The sequence below is a fragment of the Streptomyces albus subsp. albus genome, assembly GCF_000725885.1.
GTDB classification, from domain to species: Bacteria; Actinomycetota; Actinomycetes; order Streptomycetales; family Streptomycetaceae; genus Streptomyces; species Streptomyces albus.
This window is the reverse complement of record NZ_JODR01000013.1, coordinates 14,776-29,889: the sequence shown is the minus strand read 5'-3', so window position 1 is coordinate 29,889 and position 15,114 is coordinate 14,776. Positions and strand designations below refer to the sequence as shown.

The 15,114-nt window shown below is 73.1% G+C and carries 12 protein-coding genes; 6 read left to right on the top strand and 6 right to left on the bottom strand.

Annotation, left to right across the window (positions count from 1 at the left end):
- Positions 1-132 precede the first annotated feature (132 nt).
- The 5 genes from IO40_RS0115625 to IO40_RS0115605 are packed head-to-tail and all read right to left on the bottom strand — an operon-like array spanning position 133 to position 4,510.
- Complete coding sequence (locus IO40_RS0115625) at positions 133-1,452, bottom strand: cytochrome P450 family protein (protein WP_031175587.1); 1,320 nt, start codon at positions 1,450-1,452, stop codon at positions 133-135.
- Positions 1,449-2,141, bottom strand: coding sequence for a GTP-binding protein (locus IO40_RS33595; RefSeq protein ID WP_031175586.1), 693 nt, complete (start codon positions 2,139-2,141; stop codon positions 1,449-1,451). The genes IO40_RS0115625 and IO40_RS33595 overlap by 4 nt, the downstream gene beginning before the upstream one ends.
- Positions 2,113-2,481, bottom strand: a complete 369-nt coding sequence (locus tag IO40_RS0115615) for a DUF742 domain-containing protein (protein WP_016472523.1) — start codon at positions 2,479-2,481, stop codon at positions 2,113-2,115. Before IO40_RS0115615 ends, IO40_RS33595 begins: the two co-directional genes overlap by 29 nt.
- Positions 2,478-2,900 carry a roadblock/LC7 domain-containing protein gene (locus IO40_RS0115610; RefSeq protein ID WP_016472524.1) on the bottom strand — a complete coding sequence of 141 codons (423 nt, stop codon included), beginning with the start codon at positions 2,898-2,900 and terminating at the stop codon, positions 2,478-2,480. The genes IO40_RS0115615 and IO40_RS0115610 overlap by 4 nt, the downstream gene beginning before the upstream one ends.
- The gene (locus IO40_RS0115605) at positions 2,897-4,510 is read right to left on the bottom strand and encodes an ATP-binding protein (protein WP_031175585.1); all 1,614 of its coding nucleotides are present in this window, start codon (positions 4,508-4,510) and stop codon (positions 2,897-2,899) included. Before IO40_RS0115605 ends, IO40_RS0115610 begins: the two co-directional genes overlap by 4 nt.
- A 242-nt stretch (positions 4,511-4,752) precedes the next feature.
- Here IO40_RS0115605 and IO40_RS0115600 point away from each other — a divergent pair, with 242 nt between their 5' ends.
- The 4 genes from IO40_RS0115600 to IO40_RS0115585 all read left to right on the top strand — a co-directional run bounded on the left by IO40_RS0115600 (position 4,753) and on the right by IO40_RS0115585 (position 9,867).
- Positions 4,753-5,715: a TIGR03619 family F420-dependent LLM class oxidoreductase gene (locus IO40_RS0115600; RefSeq protein ID WP_016472526.1), complete on the top strand. Its 963-nt coding sequence runs from the start codon at positions 4,753-4,755 to the stop codon at positions 5,713-5,715.
- 69 nt (positions 5,716-5,784) lie between these two features.
- Positions 5,785-6,600: an SDR family NAD(P)-dependent oxidoreductase gene (locus IO40_RS0115595; protein ID WP_031175584.1), complete on the top strand. Its 816-nt coding sequence runs from the start codon at positions 5,785-5,787 to the stop codon at positions 6,598-6,600.
- 354 nt (positions 6,601-6,954) lie between these two features.
- Positions 6,955-8,082, top strand: coding sequence for an LLM class flavin-dependent oxidoreductase (locus IO40_RS0115590; protein WP_031026504.1), 1,128 nt, complete (start codon positions 6,955-6,957; stop codon positions 8,080-8,082).
- A gap of 45 nt (positions 8,083-8,127) precedes the next feature.
- Entirely contained in the window at positions 8,128-9,867 is a 1,740-nt protein-coding gene (locus tag IO40_RS0115585; protein WP_031175583.1) for an N-acyl-D-amino-acid deacylase family protein, read from the top strand.
- Between the two features lie 48 nt (positions 9,868-9,915).
- On the opposite strand, the gene IO40_RS0115580 is transcribed toward IO40_RS0115585, so the two are convergent.
- Positions 9,916-11,412, bottom strand: coding sequence for a CehA/McbA family metallohydrolase (locus IO40_RS0115580; RefSeq protein WP_031026500.1), 1,497 nt, complete (start codon positions 11,410-11,412; stop codon positions 9,916-9,918).
- Positions 11,413-11,605: 193 nt separating this feature from the next.
- Here IO40_RS0115580 and IO40_RS0115575 point away from each other — a divergent pair, with 193 nt between their 5' ends.
- Positions 11,606-12,433, top strand: a complete 828-nt coding sequence (locus IO40_RS0115575) for a TIGR03619 family F420-dependent LLM class oxidoreductase (protein ID WP_030406813.1) — start codon at positions 11,606-11,608, stop codon at positions 12,431-12,433.
- A 70-nt stretch (positions 12,434-12,503) separates the two neighbouring features.
- The gene (locus IO40_RS0115570) at positions 12,504-15,104 is read left to right on the top strand and encodes a bifunctional FO biosynthesis protein CofGH (protein ID WP_016472532.1); all 2,601 of its coding nucleotides are present in this window, start codon (positions 12,504-12,506) and stop codon (positions 15,102-15,104) included.
- Positions 15,105-15,114: the final 10 nt, after the last annotated feature.

The following is a 15,114-nucleotide window of genomic DNA, read 5'->3' as shown; positions in this document are numbered from 1 at the left end:
GGGGGCGGCCCGGGCCGGTCGGGGAGACGGCGGAAAGCGGCGGCCCGGCCCTGTCCTCCGGGCCGCCCGCCCCCCGCCGTCTCCGGCTCGGGAAGAACCGCCGGCGGCGGGGTCAGGCCGAGGACCGCCCGGCTATCGGTCCCGGTTCTGCCATGTCATGCCCTTCGCCTGCTCCGGGGAGACGGGGCTGAAGTGCGCGGGCAGCGCCACCAGCCCGCGCTGGAAGGGCCCCGGCCGCCACCGCAGCTCGTCGTAGCGCACCGACAGCCGGATGTCGGACAGCCACGCGGTGAGCCGTTCGATCGCCGTGGTGGCGATCAGCAGCGCCGGCTGCTGTGCGGGGCAGGCGTGCGGGCCCGCCGCCCACGCCAGGTGGGCGCCGCCGCCGGACGCCGCGGCCCCGGTGCTCTCCCCGGGTGCGGCCCGCCCGGCCTGGGTGGTGGCCGCCGCATAGCTGACCAGCACCAGCTGGCCGGCGCGCAGCCAGTGGCCGTGGAAGTAGACGTCCCGCTTGGGGAAGTGCGCCGAGTAGTTGGCCATCGGCGGCTCGTTGCGCAGCACGTCGGCCAGCGCGTCGCGCGGGGTCAGGGCGCCCCCGGACAGGTCCCGGTAGTACCGGTCGTCCACGAGCATCCGGCTGAGCGCGTTGCCGATGAGGTTGGAGAGCGGCTCGTAGCTGGCGGCCAGCGTCAGCACGATCTGCTGGATGATCTCCTCGACGCTCAGCCCCGCGGGGTGGTCCATGAACCAGGAGGTCAGATCCTGGCCCCGCTCCAGCTGCTTGGCCTGGGTCAGCTCGGTGATGTACCGGGTGTAGGCGGCGTCGGCCGCCGCCGCCTCCTCCGGGGTGTTGCTGTCGAACATCCCCGCGATGCCCTGGATGAGCAGGTCACTGCGGTCGTCGGCCAGGCCGAAGGCCCGGTTGAAGAACAGCAGCGGCAGCAGCCGCGCGTACTGCCCGATCAGATCGACCTCGCCGTCCTGCGCGAACTCGGCGATCAGCTGGTCGGAGACCTCCCGCACGTTGCGGCGCACCTCGTGCGGCTCCAGCCGGTCGAAGCTGTCGGAGATCACCTTGCGGTACCGCGCGTGTATCTCGCCGTCGGTGAACAGCGCGTTGGGCCGGGCCCGCATCATCGGCAGCACCTGCGAGTCCTGCGGGATCGTCTCCTGCCAGCCGCTCGGGTCCTTGGACCAGGTGACCGGGTCGTGCAGCAGGTCGAGCGCCGCCCGGTAGTCGATCACCAGCATGGCGCCGACCCCGGGGGCGATCTCCACGGGCGCGAGGGCCCCGTACCGGCGCAGCCGCTCGTAGACCGCGTACGGGTCGGCCGCGAACTCCGCACCGTACAGCGGGGTGACCTCATGGGCCGGCCGGGCCAGCGGCGGGGGCAGCTGGCCGGTGGTCTGGGCGTCTGCGGCCTGCCGGCCGGGCGCTGGCGGGATGCTCACGCGGTCTCCTGGGGCTGTGGCTGGTACTGCGGCACGATGCCGGCCTCCTGCTGACGGTCCAGGACCTCCAGGACGTGGCCGACGAGTGCGATGAGGGCGTCCGCGGACTGCTCGCGGTCCCGGGCGTCGCACATCACCAGCGGGGTGTCCGGGTGCAGGTCCAGGTGGTCGCGGAGGGTTTCGGGGTGGTGGGCGGGGGAGTCCGGGAACGAGTTGACGGCCACCGCGTAGCGCAGCCCCGCCTCCTCGATCATGTCCATCACCTCGAACGAGTCCGCGAGCCGCCGGGTGTCGGCGAGCACCAGGGCCCCCAGGGCGCCGCGGGCGATGTCCTGCCACAGCGGGCGGAACCGCCGCTGCCCCGGGGTGCCGAACATGTACAGCACCAGATCGCCGGGGAGCGTGAGCCGGCCGAAGTCGATGGCCACCGTGGTGGTGGTCTTGTCCCGCACCCCGGCCAGGTCGTCCACCAGGGCGCCGGTCTGCGTCATCACCTCCTCGGTGTGCAGCGGCTGGGTCTCGGACAGCGAGCGGATGAACGTCGTCTTGCCGACCCCGAACGGTCCGGCGACCAGCAGCTTCACCAGCGTCTGCGGCTTGTCGTCCAGATATATGGAGCCGTTCCCCGAGGGGGCGCCCGGACCGTCCGGGCTGTCCGGGTCAGAAGGACTTGAGTGTGCGGAGACCATTGAGAACTTTCTCCAGAATCTGCCGCTCCGGCAGTTCGGCGTCGGGAATCGGAGCGCGGGCCATCAGGCGGCCCCCGTCCACCAGGTCGGCCACCAGGACCTTGACCACACTGACCGGGAGCCGCAGGTGCGCGGCGGCCTCGGCGAGCGAGAGCGCGCCGCCGCGCAGCAGTTCCAGCAGCCGTGTCTCCTCGGGGCGCAGCCCGGTGACCGTCGCCGGGTCCGTCGCACCGTGCAGCACGGTGAGCCGGTCGAGCGTGTTGCGGCTGGGCCGGGCGCGTCCGGTCGTCGCCAGGAAGGCGGGGACCAGACGCCTGTCGTCGGCGGGCGGCGGGGTCATGTCGCCCTGTCGTTCCGGGCCGGGCTGTTCATGGCCTTGCCCAGTGACGCGACCTGCACCTGCATCTGGTGGGTGACGATGCCCATGTTGACGTCCGGGCCGGCGAAGACGGCCAGAGTGGTGTTCTCACCGGCCGGGATCGCGAAGACCCAGCCCTGGTCGGACTCCACGACGGTCTGCCGCAGCCGGGTCTCGTAGGTGCCGGCGAACGCCGAGGTCGTCGTCCTGGCGGCGCCCTGGAGCGCGGAGAGCATCGCGGCCACGCCCTCCGCGGCGTCCCGCTCCAGGTTGGGCGAGCGACCCTCTATCAGGCCGTCTCCGGAGATGACGGCCGCGTGGATGACGTGCGGCAGGTCCAGCAGTGGTGCCAGCACCCAGGAGGTGTCGTCCCTCAGTGACCTGCGTGCGGGGATTGTCATTCCTGCGGATTCCCTTCAGCGGAACGGGGATCGGCGTGGGGGTCTGCGGCGTGCGGCGGCGCGGCGTGCCGGCCTTGGGAGGGGTGCGGCCAGTCGTCGGCGCCCTCGTCGGCCGCCGCGCGGCCGGAGGCGGTGCCGCGCTGGAAGGCCGCCCAGCGCTCGGCGCTCTCCTCCGGCGACGACTGCGCCGGCGGTGCGGAGGGCGCGGCCGGCTGGGTCCGCGGCTGCGGCGGGGCCTCGGCCGCGCCGCCGAACGGCTGGTCGAGCGCCGCCTCGGGTACCGCGCGGCGCCGGCGCCGGCGCGGCAGGTCGCCGTCGGGCGCGGGCACCCGGTCCGGGGACGGCGCGGTGCCGGTGGTGGCGGTGGTGTCCGCGGCGGGGCGCTCGGGAACGGTGCCCAGCTGCACCGTCTCGCCGTGCGCGGGAGCCGGCTCGGGCTGCCGGGGCGGGCGCTGGGAGGTGGTGTCCCCGGGCAGCGCCGGGGGGATCGGCGGGGCGCCGCTCGAGCTGCCGCGGGGCGGCGGCGTCATCGGCGACATGGGCTGCTTCTCGACGTCCATCAGCGTCAGCAGCGGCTCGCCGGGGATGTGCACGATGGCGCGTACGCCGCCGTAGGGCGAGGCCTCGACGGACGCGGCGAAACCGTACTGCCGCACCAGCTGGCCGACGGAGGCGAAACCGGTCCGGGGCGGGTCGCCCAGTTCGGTCAGCAGCATCGGGTCCTGGCCGCTCATCAGCCGCTGGGCGCGCTCCATCTCCTCGGCGTGCATACCGACGCCCGCGTCGTCCACGATGATCGACGCGCCCCGGTTGCCCTGCTGGATGGTGACCGCGACGGGCAGTTCGGGGTGGGAGTAGTGCAGCGCGTTGGCGATGAGCTCGGCGAGGGCGACCACCACCGGCTCCACGGCGCGGGCCACCACGCCGAGCGGGTCGCGGAGCTGGTTGGTGACCTGGACGCGCTCGTAGCCGACCAGCCGGGACATGGCGCCCAGCACCATGTCGCCCAGGTGGGAGTCCTGGCGGGTGAGACCCGGCCAGGCACCACAGACGATGGCGGTGGCCTGGATGCGGCGCAGCGCCTGCTCGTTGAGGAAGTCCGCGGTCAGCAGGTCCTCGGCGACGAAGGGGTCGTCGTAGCGTTCCTGCATGGCCTGGAGCTTGCTCTGGAGCTGGTAGAGGAGCGCCTGGATGGTGGTGGTGGAGCCGCGCATGGCGGACTGGGCCGCGCTGTCCATGCGCAGCCGCTCCTTGGTGACGGCGTCGACGACCTGGTCCATCACGGCGGTGAGGGAGCGGTCCAGCTCGGTGCCGCGGAAGCCGGGGTCGAGCAGACCGCGTACGGGCACGTGGGGGTGGGCGAGGGACGCGGCCAGGTCCGGCACACGGTTCGCCGCCAGGTGCCGCACCTCCGCCTCGACGGCCTGGGTCCGGGCGGAGAGGGCGGCTTGGTGGCGCAGGGCGTCCTGGAGCTCCTTCTCTGCGGTGGCGGAGCGCTGACGCAACCGCCTGGCCTCCCGCATCGAGCGCGCCAGCAGCAGGGCGAGCGCCACGGCAGCCGCCGTCCCCACGGACAGGGTGACGGTGAGCGCCACCGGTATCTCGGTCATCGGCGTCCTTGAGCGATTGGTTGTCGTGCGGTGGACGGGCCCTCGTCGGGGGCCGGTCACGGAACAGCTGCGGCTATGTTCTCTCAGGGGCGCGGGTTCTCGCAGCCGTATGCGGAATACACCCTCTTGGTTAGTGGAAGCAAATCCGCTGCTGCCCATCACGGCCTGGGGGTTGACCGGTCATCAGCTATTTTTCGGACCTCCGTGCGACACTCTTGTCTGACGAGACGTCAGGAACGAGCATGGGAGCCGTGCTGACCTATCCCCCCGGACAGCTCGCCTACGGGATCCAGCTGCCGGTCCAGTCGCAGAGCACTCTGTACGCCGAGCCCTGGGAGGCGGCGGCCGGCCCCGCGGAACTGCTGGCGGTGGCGCGCGCCGCCGACCAGCACGGTTTCGCCTACGTCGCCTGCTGCGACCACGTGGGCGTCCCGCGGCGCCTGGCCGGTGCCATGAGCACCGTGTGGTACGACCCGGTGGCCACCCTCTCCCATCTGGCGGCCGTCACCGGACGGGTCGCCCTCCTCGCCCACGTCGCCGTCGTCGGCCTGCGGCACCCGCTGGCGACCGCGAAGCAGTACGCCACCGTTGACCACCTGTCCGGGGGACGGCTCGTCCTCGGTGTGGGTGCCGGACACGTGCGCGAGGAATTCGACGCGCTGGGGGTCGACTTCACCTCCCGCGGCGCCCTCCTCGACGAGACGGTGGACGCGCTGAAGGCGGCCCTGGGCGAGGAGGAGTTCCCCGTGTGGGAGGGCGAACGCTTCTCCTTCTCCGGTCTGGGCCAGCGGCCCCGGCCCGTCCAGCGGCCCCGCCCGCCGCTGTGGATCGGTGGCTCCTCTCCCGCGGCGGTACGCCGCGCCGCACTGCGCGGCGACGGCTGGCTCCCGCAGGGCGATGCCCGCGTGGCCCTCCCGGCCAAGATCGACCGCATCCGGCGGCTGCGGGCCGAGGCCGGACTGGAGGGCGAGCCGTTCACCGTCGGCGCCATCGCCGAGCCGCTGTACGTGGGCGAGCCGCGGTGGGAGGTGGGCCGCCGCACCCTGAGCGGCGAACCGGAGGCGCTCGCCGAGTCGCTGCGCGCCTACCGGGCCATGGGGGTCAGCCAGCTCCAGGTGCGGTTCCGTTCCCGTTCGGTGGACGAGCTGACCGAGCAGATGGAGCTGTTCGCCACCCGGGTGGCGCCCGCACTGGTGGGTGCCTGACCGCGCGGGGCCGCGCACTGTGCGGCGCCGCACACGGGTGCGGTGCCGTCGTCCACCGAGGAGGCAGACATGGGCAAGCTGGACGGACGGGTCTTCGTCATCAGCGGGGCGGCGCGCGGCCAGGGGGCCGAGGAGGCACGCCTGTTCGTGTCGGAGGGCGCCAAGGTGGTGCTGGGGGACGTGCTGGTCGAGCAGGGGGAGCGGGTCGCCGCCGGGCTGGGCGGGGACGTGGCGTGCTGTGTGCGGCTCGACGTGCGCGAGGAGGCGGACTGGCAGGCGGCGGCCCGGGTGGCGGTGGAGCGGTTCGGCAAGGTCGGCGGGCTGGTCAACAATGCGGGCATCCTCCGCTTCAACGCGCTGGCCGACACCCCCGTGGCGGAGTTCCGCGAGGTGGTGGACGTCAACCAGACCGGCTGCTTCCTGGGGATGAAGACGCTGGCCCCGTACATCGAGCGGGCGGGCGGCGGCACCATCGTCAACACCTCCTCGTACGCGGGGCTGACGGGCATGACGTTCCTGACCGCGTACGCGGCGAGCAAGGCGGCCGTGGTCGGGATGACCCGGGTGGCTGCGCTGGAGCTGGCGGGGCGGGGCGTGCGGGTCAACGCCGTGTGCCCCGGCGCGATCGACACGCCGATGACGAATCCGGCCGCGGCGGCCGACGCGGGGCTGCCGCTGGGGGATGAGGGGGCGCGGGACGCGGCGGGGGCGGATCCGGCCGCCATGGACGCGTTCTACGCCAAGCTGGTGCCGCAGGGCCGGATGGGCAGGCCGGAGGAGGTGGCGCGGCTGGTGCTCTTCCTCAGCTGTGCCGATTCCTCGTACGTCACGGGGCAGCCGTTCGTGGTGGACGGCGGCTGGCTGGCCGGGGTCTCCGTGGTGTGAGACGCGGTTGAGGCGCGCCCCGCCGGGCTGCGCGATTTCACCCTCACGGGGGATTGCTCGAATACGAGTTTGCTCCTTCGCGTCTGAAACGGTCACAGGGGCGAAGGGTGCGCCGCGGAGATCTCCGTCAGGAAGACTTCGCAAGCCCTGACGCGTTTGGTGATCATCTCTTCACGCTTCCCTCACGTCGTGTTCCCGGGTGCCCGGACCCCCGCCGGGGTGCCCGGCGGGGGTCCGTTCTCCCCTTCGGGCGGGGGTGCCCCGCCGTATTGACGCCCTCGGCGGGCGGTGCCACAGTCGGACGCATCGCTATCTGACGGCTCGTCAGATACTGGCCGAGGGAGAGATGACACCGTGGAATTCGGGCTCTTTGTTCAGGGGTACGTGCCCGCCTCGCGGGCCCAGGCCGATCCGGAGGCCGAGCACAAGGCACTGGTAGAGGAGACCGAGTACGTCATCCAGGCGGACAAGTCCGGCTTCAAATACGCCTGGGCCTCCGAGCACCACTTCCTGGAGGAGTACAGCCACCTGTCCGCCAACGACGTCTTCCTCGGCTACCTGGCGCACGCCACCGAACGCATCCACCTCGGCTCCGGGATCTTCAACCCGCTGCCGCAGGTCAACCACCCGGTGAAGGTCGCCGAGAAGGTCGCCATGCTCGACCACCTCTCCGGCGGACGCTTCGAGTTCGGCTCCGGACGCGGCGCCGGCTCCCACGAGATCCTCGGGTTCCTGCCGGGCGTCACCGACATGAACCACACCAAGGAGATCTGGGAGGAGACCATCGCCGAGTTCCCCAAGATGTGGCTCCAGGACGAGTACCAGGGGTTCCGCGGGAAGCACTGGTCACTGCCCCCGCGCAAGATCCTCCCCAAGCCGTACGGGGGTTCGCACCCGGCCATGTGGTACGCGGCCGGCTCGCCCTCCTCCTACGCGATGGCCGCCAAGAAGGGCCTGGGAGTGCTCGGCTTCAGCGTGCAGAAGGTCTCCGACATGGAGTGGGTCCTCGAGTCCTACAAGGGAGCCGTACGGGACGCGGAACCCATCGGCGGCTACGTCAACGACAACGTGATGGTCACCTCCACCGCCATCTGCGCCGAGACGACCGAGAAGGCCAAACGGATCGCCGTCGAGGGCGGCCTCAACTACCTCCAGTCGCTCCTCTTCCGGTACCACGACACCTTCCCGCGGCCCGAGGGCATCCCCGAGTGGCCCGAGCTGATCCCCGAGTACACCGAAGAGGTCGTCGAACTGCTCATCGCCGAGGAGCTGATGATCTGCGGCAACCCCGAAGAGGTGCTGCGCCAGTGCAAGCGCTGGGAGCAGGCCGGCGCCGACCAGCTCTCCTTCGGGCTGCCCATCGGCATCCCGTACGAGGACACCATGAACACGATCAAGCTGATCGGCGAGCACGTCATCCCGCAGATCGACACCGACCCCGTGCACCGCACCACCCGCTTCCGCAACGCGGCCCGCGGCTGAACCCGACCCGACCACCCCGGACGGTACAGGGAGGAACGCGCACGCATGCTTGACCACCTCATCACCGGCGTCACCGTCGTGGACGGCACCGGGGCACCCTCCTACCGGGCCGACGTGGGCATCCGCGACGGCCGTATCGCCCTCGTCGCCGCCCCCGGCACCGTCCGCGAGGAAGCCCGCAGCAGCCAGGACGCCACCGGGCTCGTCCTCGCCCCCGGATTCGTCGACCCGCACACCCACTACGACGCCCAGCTGTTCTGGGACCCGTACGCGACGCCCTCCATGAACCACGGCGTCACCACCGTCTCCGGCGGCAACTGCGGCTTCACCCTGGCACCCCTCAACCCCGACCGCCCCCAGGACGCCGACTACACCCGGCGCATGATGGCCAGGGTCGAGGGCATGTCCCTGGTCGCCCTGGAGGAGGGCGCCCCCTGGACCTGGCACAGCTTCGGCGACTACCTCGACGCACTGGAGGGCCGCACCGCCGTCAACGCCGGCTTCATGGTCGGCCACTGCGCGCTGCGCCGGCACGTCATGGGCGAGGACGCCATCGGCGGCCGGCCCACCGAGGAACAGCTCGCCGCGATGCTGCGGCTCCTCCACGAGGCCATGGACGCCGGCGCCTGGGGGCTGTCCACCACCCAGTCCTCCAGCCACTCCGACGGCGACGGCCGGCCCGTCGCCTCCCGGCACGCCGCACCGGACGAACTGCTGGCCCTCTCCCGCGCCGTCGCCGACCACGAGGGCACCCAGATCGAGGCCATCGTCGCCGGCTGCCTCGACCAGTTCTCCGACGAAGAGATCGACCTGTTCGTGGCCATGTCCGCACAGTCCGGCCGGCCGCTCAACTGGAACGTGCTCACCATCGACGCGGCCGTACCCGAACGCGTCCCGCGCCAGCTGGCGGCCAGTGAACGCGCCCGCGAGGCCGGAGGGCGCGTCGTCGCCCTCACCATGCCGATCCTCACGCCCATGAACATGTCCCTGGGCACCTTCTGCGCCCTCAACCTCATCCCCGGCTGGGGCGACATCCTCTCCCTGCCGGTGCCCGAGCGCATCGCCAGGCTCCGCGACCCCGCCGTCCGCGCCGAGATGCTCCGCCGCGCCGACAGCAAGGAAGCCGGGGTCTTCCGCCGCCTGGCCCGCTTCGACCGCTACGTCATCGGCGACACCTACTCCGCCGCCAACGAGGGCCTCACCGGACGGGTCGTCGCCGACATCGCCGCCGAACGCGGCCAGGACCCCTTCGGCTGCCTGGTGGAGATCTGCGCCGCCGACGAACTGCGCACCGTGCTGTGGCCGATGCCCACCGACAACGACCCCGACAGCTGGGAGCTGCGCCGCCGCACCTGGGAACACCCCGACGTACTGCTCGGCGGCTCCGACGCCGGGGCCCACCTCGACCGCATGTGCGGGGCGCCCTACACCACCCGGTTCCTCGGCGACTGTCTGCGCGGGCGCAAGCTGGTCGGCCTGGAGCGCGCCGTCCAGATGCTCACCGACGAACCCGCCCGGCTCTTCGGCCTGCGCGAGCGGGGGAGGGTCCGGCAGGGCTGGCACGCCGACCTCGTCCTCTTCGACCCCGAGCGCATCGACGCAGGGCCGGCCACCCTCGTCCACGACCTGCCCGGCGACAGCCCACGCCTCGACTCGCGGGCCACCGGCATCGTCGGCGTGTGGGTCAACGGCGTCGAGACGGTACGCGACGACCAGGTGACGGGCGCCGTGCCGGGCACGGTCCTGCGCTCGGGCCGCGACACGGAGACCGTCAGCACCCGCTGATCCCCGCGGGCCGCCGCCGGCGCCCGCGGACCGGCCGGGCGGTGGCCGTCAGGCGGGCCCGCCCAGCCAGACCGGGTTCGTCATGGCCGCCATCGCCCCCGGCAGCCCCGAACCCGGCCGGGCCGGATGCCGCACCTCGGCCCGCACATAGGTGGCCAGCGACGGCGTGGTGCGCCACGTCAACGACGGCGCCGGACCGGTGCACATGGTGCCCTCGTCCGTGACCAGGTGCAGCGTGGCACCGTCGGGGGCGCCCCGCACCGTGAGGGCGACCGTCACCCCGGCGTCCGGAGCCGCCCGCAGGGTGCCGCCGATCCCGGCGTGCCCCGCGGTGCCGGTCGTCGCCGCCAGCTCCAGCGAGATGCGGGACGACTCGGCCAGATACGAGCGGCCCGCGCGGATCGCCGCCAGCAGTGGGCGCCGCGCCAGATCGTCGGCCAGCACCACCGTCTGCGGCAGGCCGACGTCCTGGCCCTCCTTGTGGGCGTCGCTGTTGCCCATCGCGGGCAGCCACTCCTCGCGGCTGACGAGCATGTTGTCCCAGGCGGCCAGCGCCAGTTCGTCGTCGGCCGTCCACGGGCCGTTCCACACCTCCACCGCGTCGGCGTGCGCGTACCCGAACTTCCACTGGCAGCCCACGAACGGGCAGCTCGGATGCGCCGGGACGACCAGGCCGTCGGCGCGGTGGACGGCGCGGGCGAAGCGCGGGAAGGCGTCGTCGCGCGCCCGGTAGCGCCAGTCGATGAACGTGCCCGGGTCCGTGCCGAGCGCCAGCCAGTGCCCGTTGCGCGTGGTGACCTCCTCGCCGCACAGCACCAGCAGGTCGTCACCCCACAGTCCCTCCCAGGCCGCGTGCCCCGAGACCGTGTTGTGCTCGGTGGTGGCCAGGAAGTCCAGCCCGGCGGCCCGTGCGGCGGCGGCCACCTCGCGCGGAGTACGGGCACCGTCGGAGTGCACCGTGTGCAGATGGCAGTCCCCCCGGTACCAGTCCCGGCCCCGGCCCTTGGCCCGCTCGGGCGGATGGACGGGCCGCGGGGTGCGCCCGGCCGGGCCGTACCGCAGCACCACCGTCACCTCGTAGTCCAGGCCCTGGGGCGCCACCGTGTAGGGGCCGAGCACCACGTGCCAGGTGCCGGCCCGCACCGGGCCCGGCAGATAGCCGGGCGTGGCCTGCTGCGCGCCGAGGGTGAAGGAGTCGCGGAACCCGCCGGACCAGCCGCGGAAGCCGCGGCCCGGCGGCGCGGTGCCCCGCTCGTCGAAGATGCCGATGTCCAGGGCGTTGCCGGGCGTGCCCGCGGGCACCTCCGGCTTGTCGTAGCGGTAGGAGACGGAGATCTCCCGCACCCCTTCGGGCACCTTGACGGGCAGGTACACGAAATCGGGGGCGCCGGTGGGCAGATGGCCGCGCAGCACGCGCCGCTCCTCCCGCCCCGCGTGGCCGTCCGCGGCGTGCTCCTCGCCCCGCGCCGGGCCGGCGCCGGAGAGGGCAGCCGCCGCTGCCGCGCCCGCCGCGGCGGAGAACCGGAGCGCGCCGCGCCGGTCCATCCGCGTCCCCTGCCGCTCCCCTTCGCCGGTGGTCCGCCGTGCGTCCATGGGCTCCATGGGCACGTTGTACGCCCTGCGGGCGGCGCCGAGAAGTACCCCGGGCGACACCGGGGGGACGCGGGCCCGTCCCGCCGGGGTCAACCGGTCGTGCGGAGCCGTGGAGTTCGCACCGCCGGGCGGGCACAGTGACAGGATGCGGATCTCGACGACCCTCATCCTGACCGACGAGACCATCCGGCCCGCCCCGCTCGCCCGCGCCCTGGAGGAGCGGGGCTTCGACGGGCTCTACCTGCCCGAGCACACCCACATCCCCGTCAGCCGGCAGACGCCCGCCCCCATGGGCGACCCGCTGCCCCGCCCCTACGGGCGCACCCTCGACCCCTTCGTCGGCCTGGCCGCCGCGGCGACCGTCACCGAACGGCTCACGCTGGGCACCGGCATCACGCTCGTCGCCCAGCACGACCCCATCGTGCTGGCCAAGCAGATCGCCACCCTCGACTGGCTGAGCGGCGGCCGGCTCACCCTCGGCGTGGGCTTCGGCTGGAACGTGGAGGAAGCCGCCGACCACGGCGTCGACTGGCACCGCCGCCGCGATCTGGTGCGCGACCGCATCGCGCTGATGCGGGCCCTGTGGGCGGCCGAGCCGACCGCGTACGAGGGCGAGTTCGGCTCCGTACGCGCCTCCCTCGCCCACCCCAAGCCGGTCCGCGAGGGCGGCCCCCGTCTGCTGCTGGGCGGCGCCGCGGGCCCCACCCTCTTCGCCCACATCGCCGAGTACGCCGACGGCTGGCTCCCCGTCGGCGGGCGCGGCCTCACCGAGACGGTGCCACAGCTGCACGCCGCCTGGCGCACGGCCGGACGGGAGGGCACCCCCGCCCTCGTCCCCGGCTTCGTGCTGCCCTCGCCCGGGAAACTGGCCCACTACCGGGGCCTGGGCGCCGAGGAGGTCGTCCTCCAACTCCCCTCCGGCACCCGGGACGAGGTCCTGCGCACCCTGGACGATTACGTGCGGTATCTGTGAGACCGCCCGGAAAGCGGCCCGCACGCTTGCCGCCTGCACCGATGCCGAGGCCCCCGGTTACGGTGGGGGGATGACCTCACACGGACAGGCGTCGGCGCCCCCTACGGCCAATGCGATGCGGCGGGCGCTCAAGCGGGCGCGGGACGGGGTGGCGCTGGACCGGACGGAAGCCGCCGTCCTCCTCCAGGCGCGGGGCGAGGACCTGGCGGATCTGACCGCTTCGGCGGCCCGGGTCAGGGACGCGGGCCTGGCGGCGGCGGGGCGGCCCGGCGTCATCACGTACTCCAAGAGTGTCTTCATCCCCCTCACCCGCCTGTGCCGGGACAAGTGCCACTACTGCACCTTCGCGACCGTGCCCGGCAAGCTGCGGCGCGCGGGGCACGGGATGTACATGTCGATGGACGAGGTCCTCGACATCGCCCGCCGCGGCGCCGAGCTCGGCTGCAAGGAAGCGCTGATCACTCTCGGGGACAAGCCGGAGGACCGCTGGCCCGAGGCGCGGGAGTGGCTGGACGCCGAGGGATACGACGACACCCTCGCCTATGTGCGGGCCGTCTCCGTCCGCATCCTGGAGGAGACGGGGCTGTTGCCGCACCTCAACCCCGGGGTGCTGTCCTGGACGGACTTCCAGCGGCTCAAGCCCGTGGCCGCGTCCATGGGCATGATGCTGGAGACCACCGCCGAGCGGCTGTGGAGCGAGCCGGGCGCCCCGCACTACGGCTCCCCGGACAAGGAGCCGGCCGTGCGGCTGCGGGTGCTGGAGGACGCCGGACGCTCGAACGTGCCGTTCACCAGCGGCCTGCTCATCGGCATCGGGGAGACGTACGAGGAGCGCGCGGAGTCGCTGTTCGCGCTGCGCCGCGTGCAGCGCGCGTACCACGGCATCCAGGAGCTGATCATCCAGAACTTCCGCGCCAAGCCGGACACGGCGATGCGCGGTATGCCCGACGCCGAGCTGGACGATCTGGTGGCGACCGTCGCCGTCGCCCGGCACATCCTCGGCCCCTCCGGCTGCCTCCAGGCCCCGCCGAACCTGCTGGACGCCGAGTACGGCCGGCTCATCGCCGCCGGTATCGACGACTGGGGCGGCGTCTCACCGGTCACGCCCGACCATGTCAACCCCGAGCGCCCCTGGCCGCAGCTCGACGAGCTGTCCGAGCGCACCGCCGCGGCCGGTTTCCAGCTGCGCGAACGCCTCGCCGTCTACCCCGAGTTCGTCCGCCGGGGCGAACCGTGGCTGGACCCGCGCGTCATGCCGCACGTGCGGGCGCTCGCCGACCCCGTCACGGGCCTGGCACGCGAGGACGTACGCCCCCGGGGGCTGCCCTGGCAGGAGCCCGACGAGGCGTTCGTCCCCTCCGGCCGCACCGATCTGCACCGCACCATCGACACCGAGGGCCGCACCGCCGACCGCCGCGACGACTTCGACGAGGTGTACGGCGACTGGGCGGAGCTGCGGGAGCGCGCCGCCCCCGGTATGGCGCCGCAGCGCGTGGACGCGGACGTGCGCGAGGCCCTCGCGCAGGCCGCCGACGACCCGCGGCGGCTCACCGACGAGCAGGCCCTCGCCCTGCTGCACGCCGACGGCCCGGCGCTGGACGCCCTGTGCCGTATCGCGGACGACGTGCGGCGCGACGCGGTCGGCGACGACGTGACCTACATCGTCACCCGCAACATCAACTTCACCAACGTCTGCTACACCGGCTGCCGGTTCTGCGCCTTCGCGCAGCGCCGCACCGACGCCGACGCCTACACGCTCTCCCTGGAGCAGGTCGCCGACCGGGCGCAGCAGGCGTGGGACGTGGGCGCCGTCGAGGTGTGCATGCAAGGCGGCATCCACCCCGACCTGCCCGGCACCGCCTACTTCGACATCGCGCGGGCCGTCAAGGAACGCGTCCCCGGCATCCATGTGCACGCGTTCTCACCGATGGAGGTCGTCAACGGCGCCACCCGCACCGGGATGTCCGTCCGCGAGTGGCTGACCGCCGCCAAGGAGGCCGGGCTCGACTCCATCCCGGGCACGGCGGCGGAGATCCTGGACGACGAGGTCCGCTGGGTCCTCACCAAGGGCAAGCTGCCGGCGGCCACCTGGGTGGAGGTCATCGAGGCCGCGCACGAGGTGGGGCTGGGCACCACGTCCACGATGATGTACGGGCACGTCGACCAGCCCCGCCACTGGCTGGGGCATCTGCGGCTGCTGGCGCGCATCCAGCGGTCGGCGCTGGAGAAGGGGCTGGCCGGGTTCAGCGAGTTCGTCACCCTGCCGTTCATCCACACCAACGCGCCCGTCTACCTCGCCGGTATCGCCCGTCCCGGCCCCACCACGCGGGACAACCGCGCGGTGACCGCCATGGCCCGTCTGCTGCTCCACCCCTGGATCCCCAACATCCAGACGAGCTGGGTCAAACTGGGCACCGAGGGTGCCGCGGAGATGCTCCGCTCCGGCGCCAACGACCTGGGCGGCACCCTCATGGAGGAGACCATCTCCCGGATGGCCGGGTCCTCGTACGGCTCGTACCGCTCCATCCGGGACCTGGTCGCCATCGCCGAGGCGGCGGGCCGGCCGGCCCGTGCCCGCACCACCGGCTACGGCGAGGTGCCCGAGGAGCGGATGCGCGCGGCGCACGCCTCCGACGGCCACCTGCCACAGCTGCTGCCCGTGCTGGACTGAGCCGCCCCGG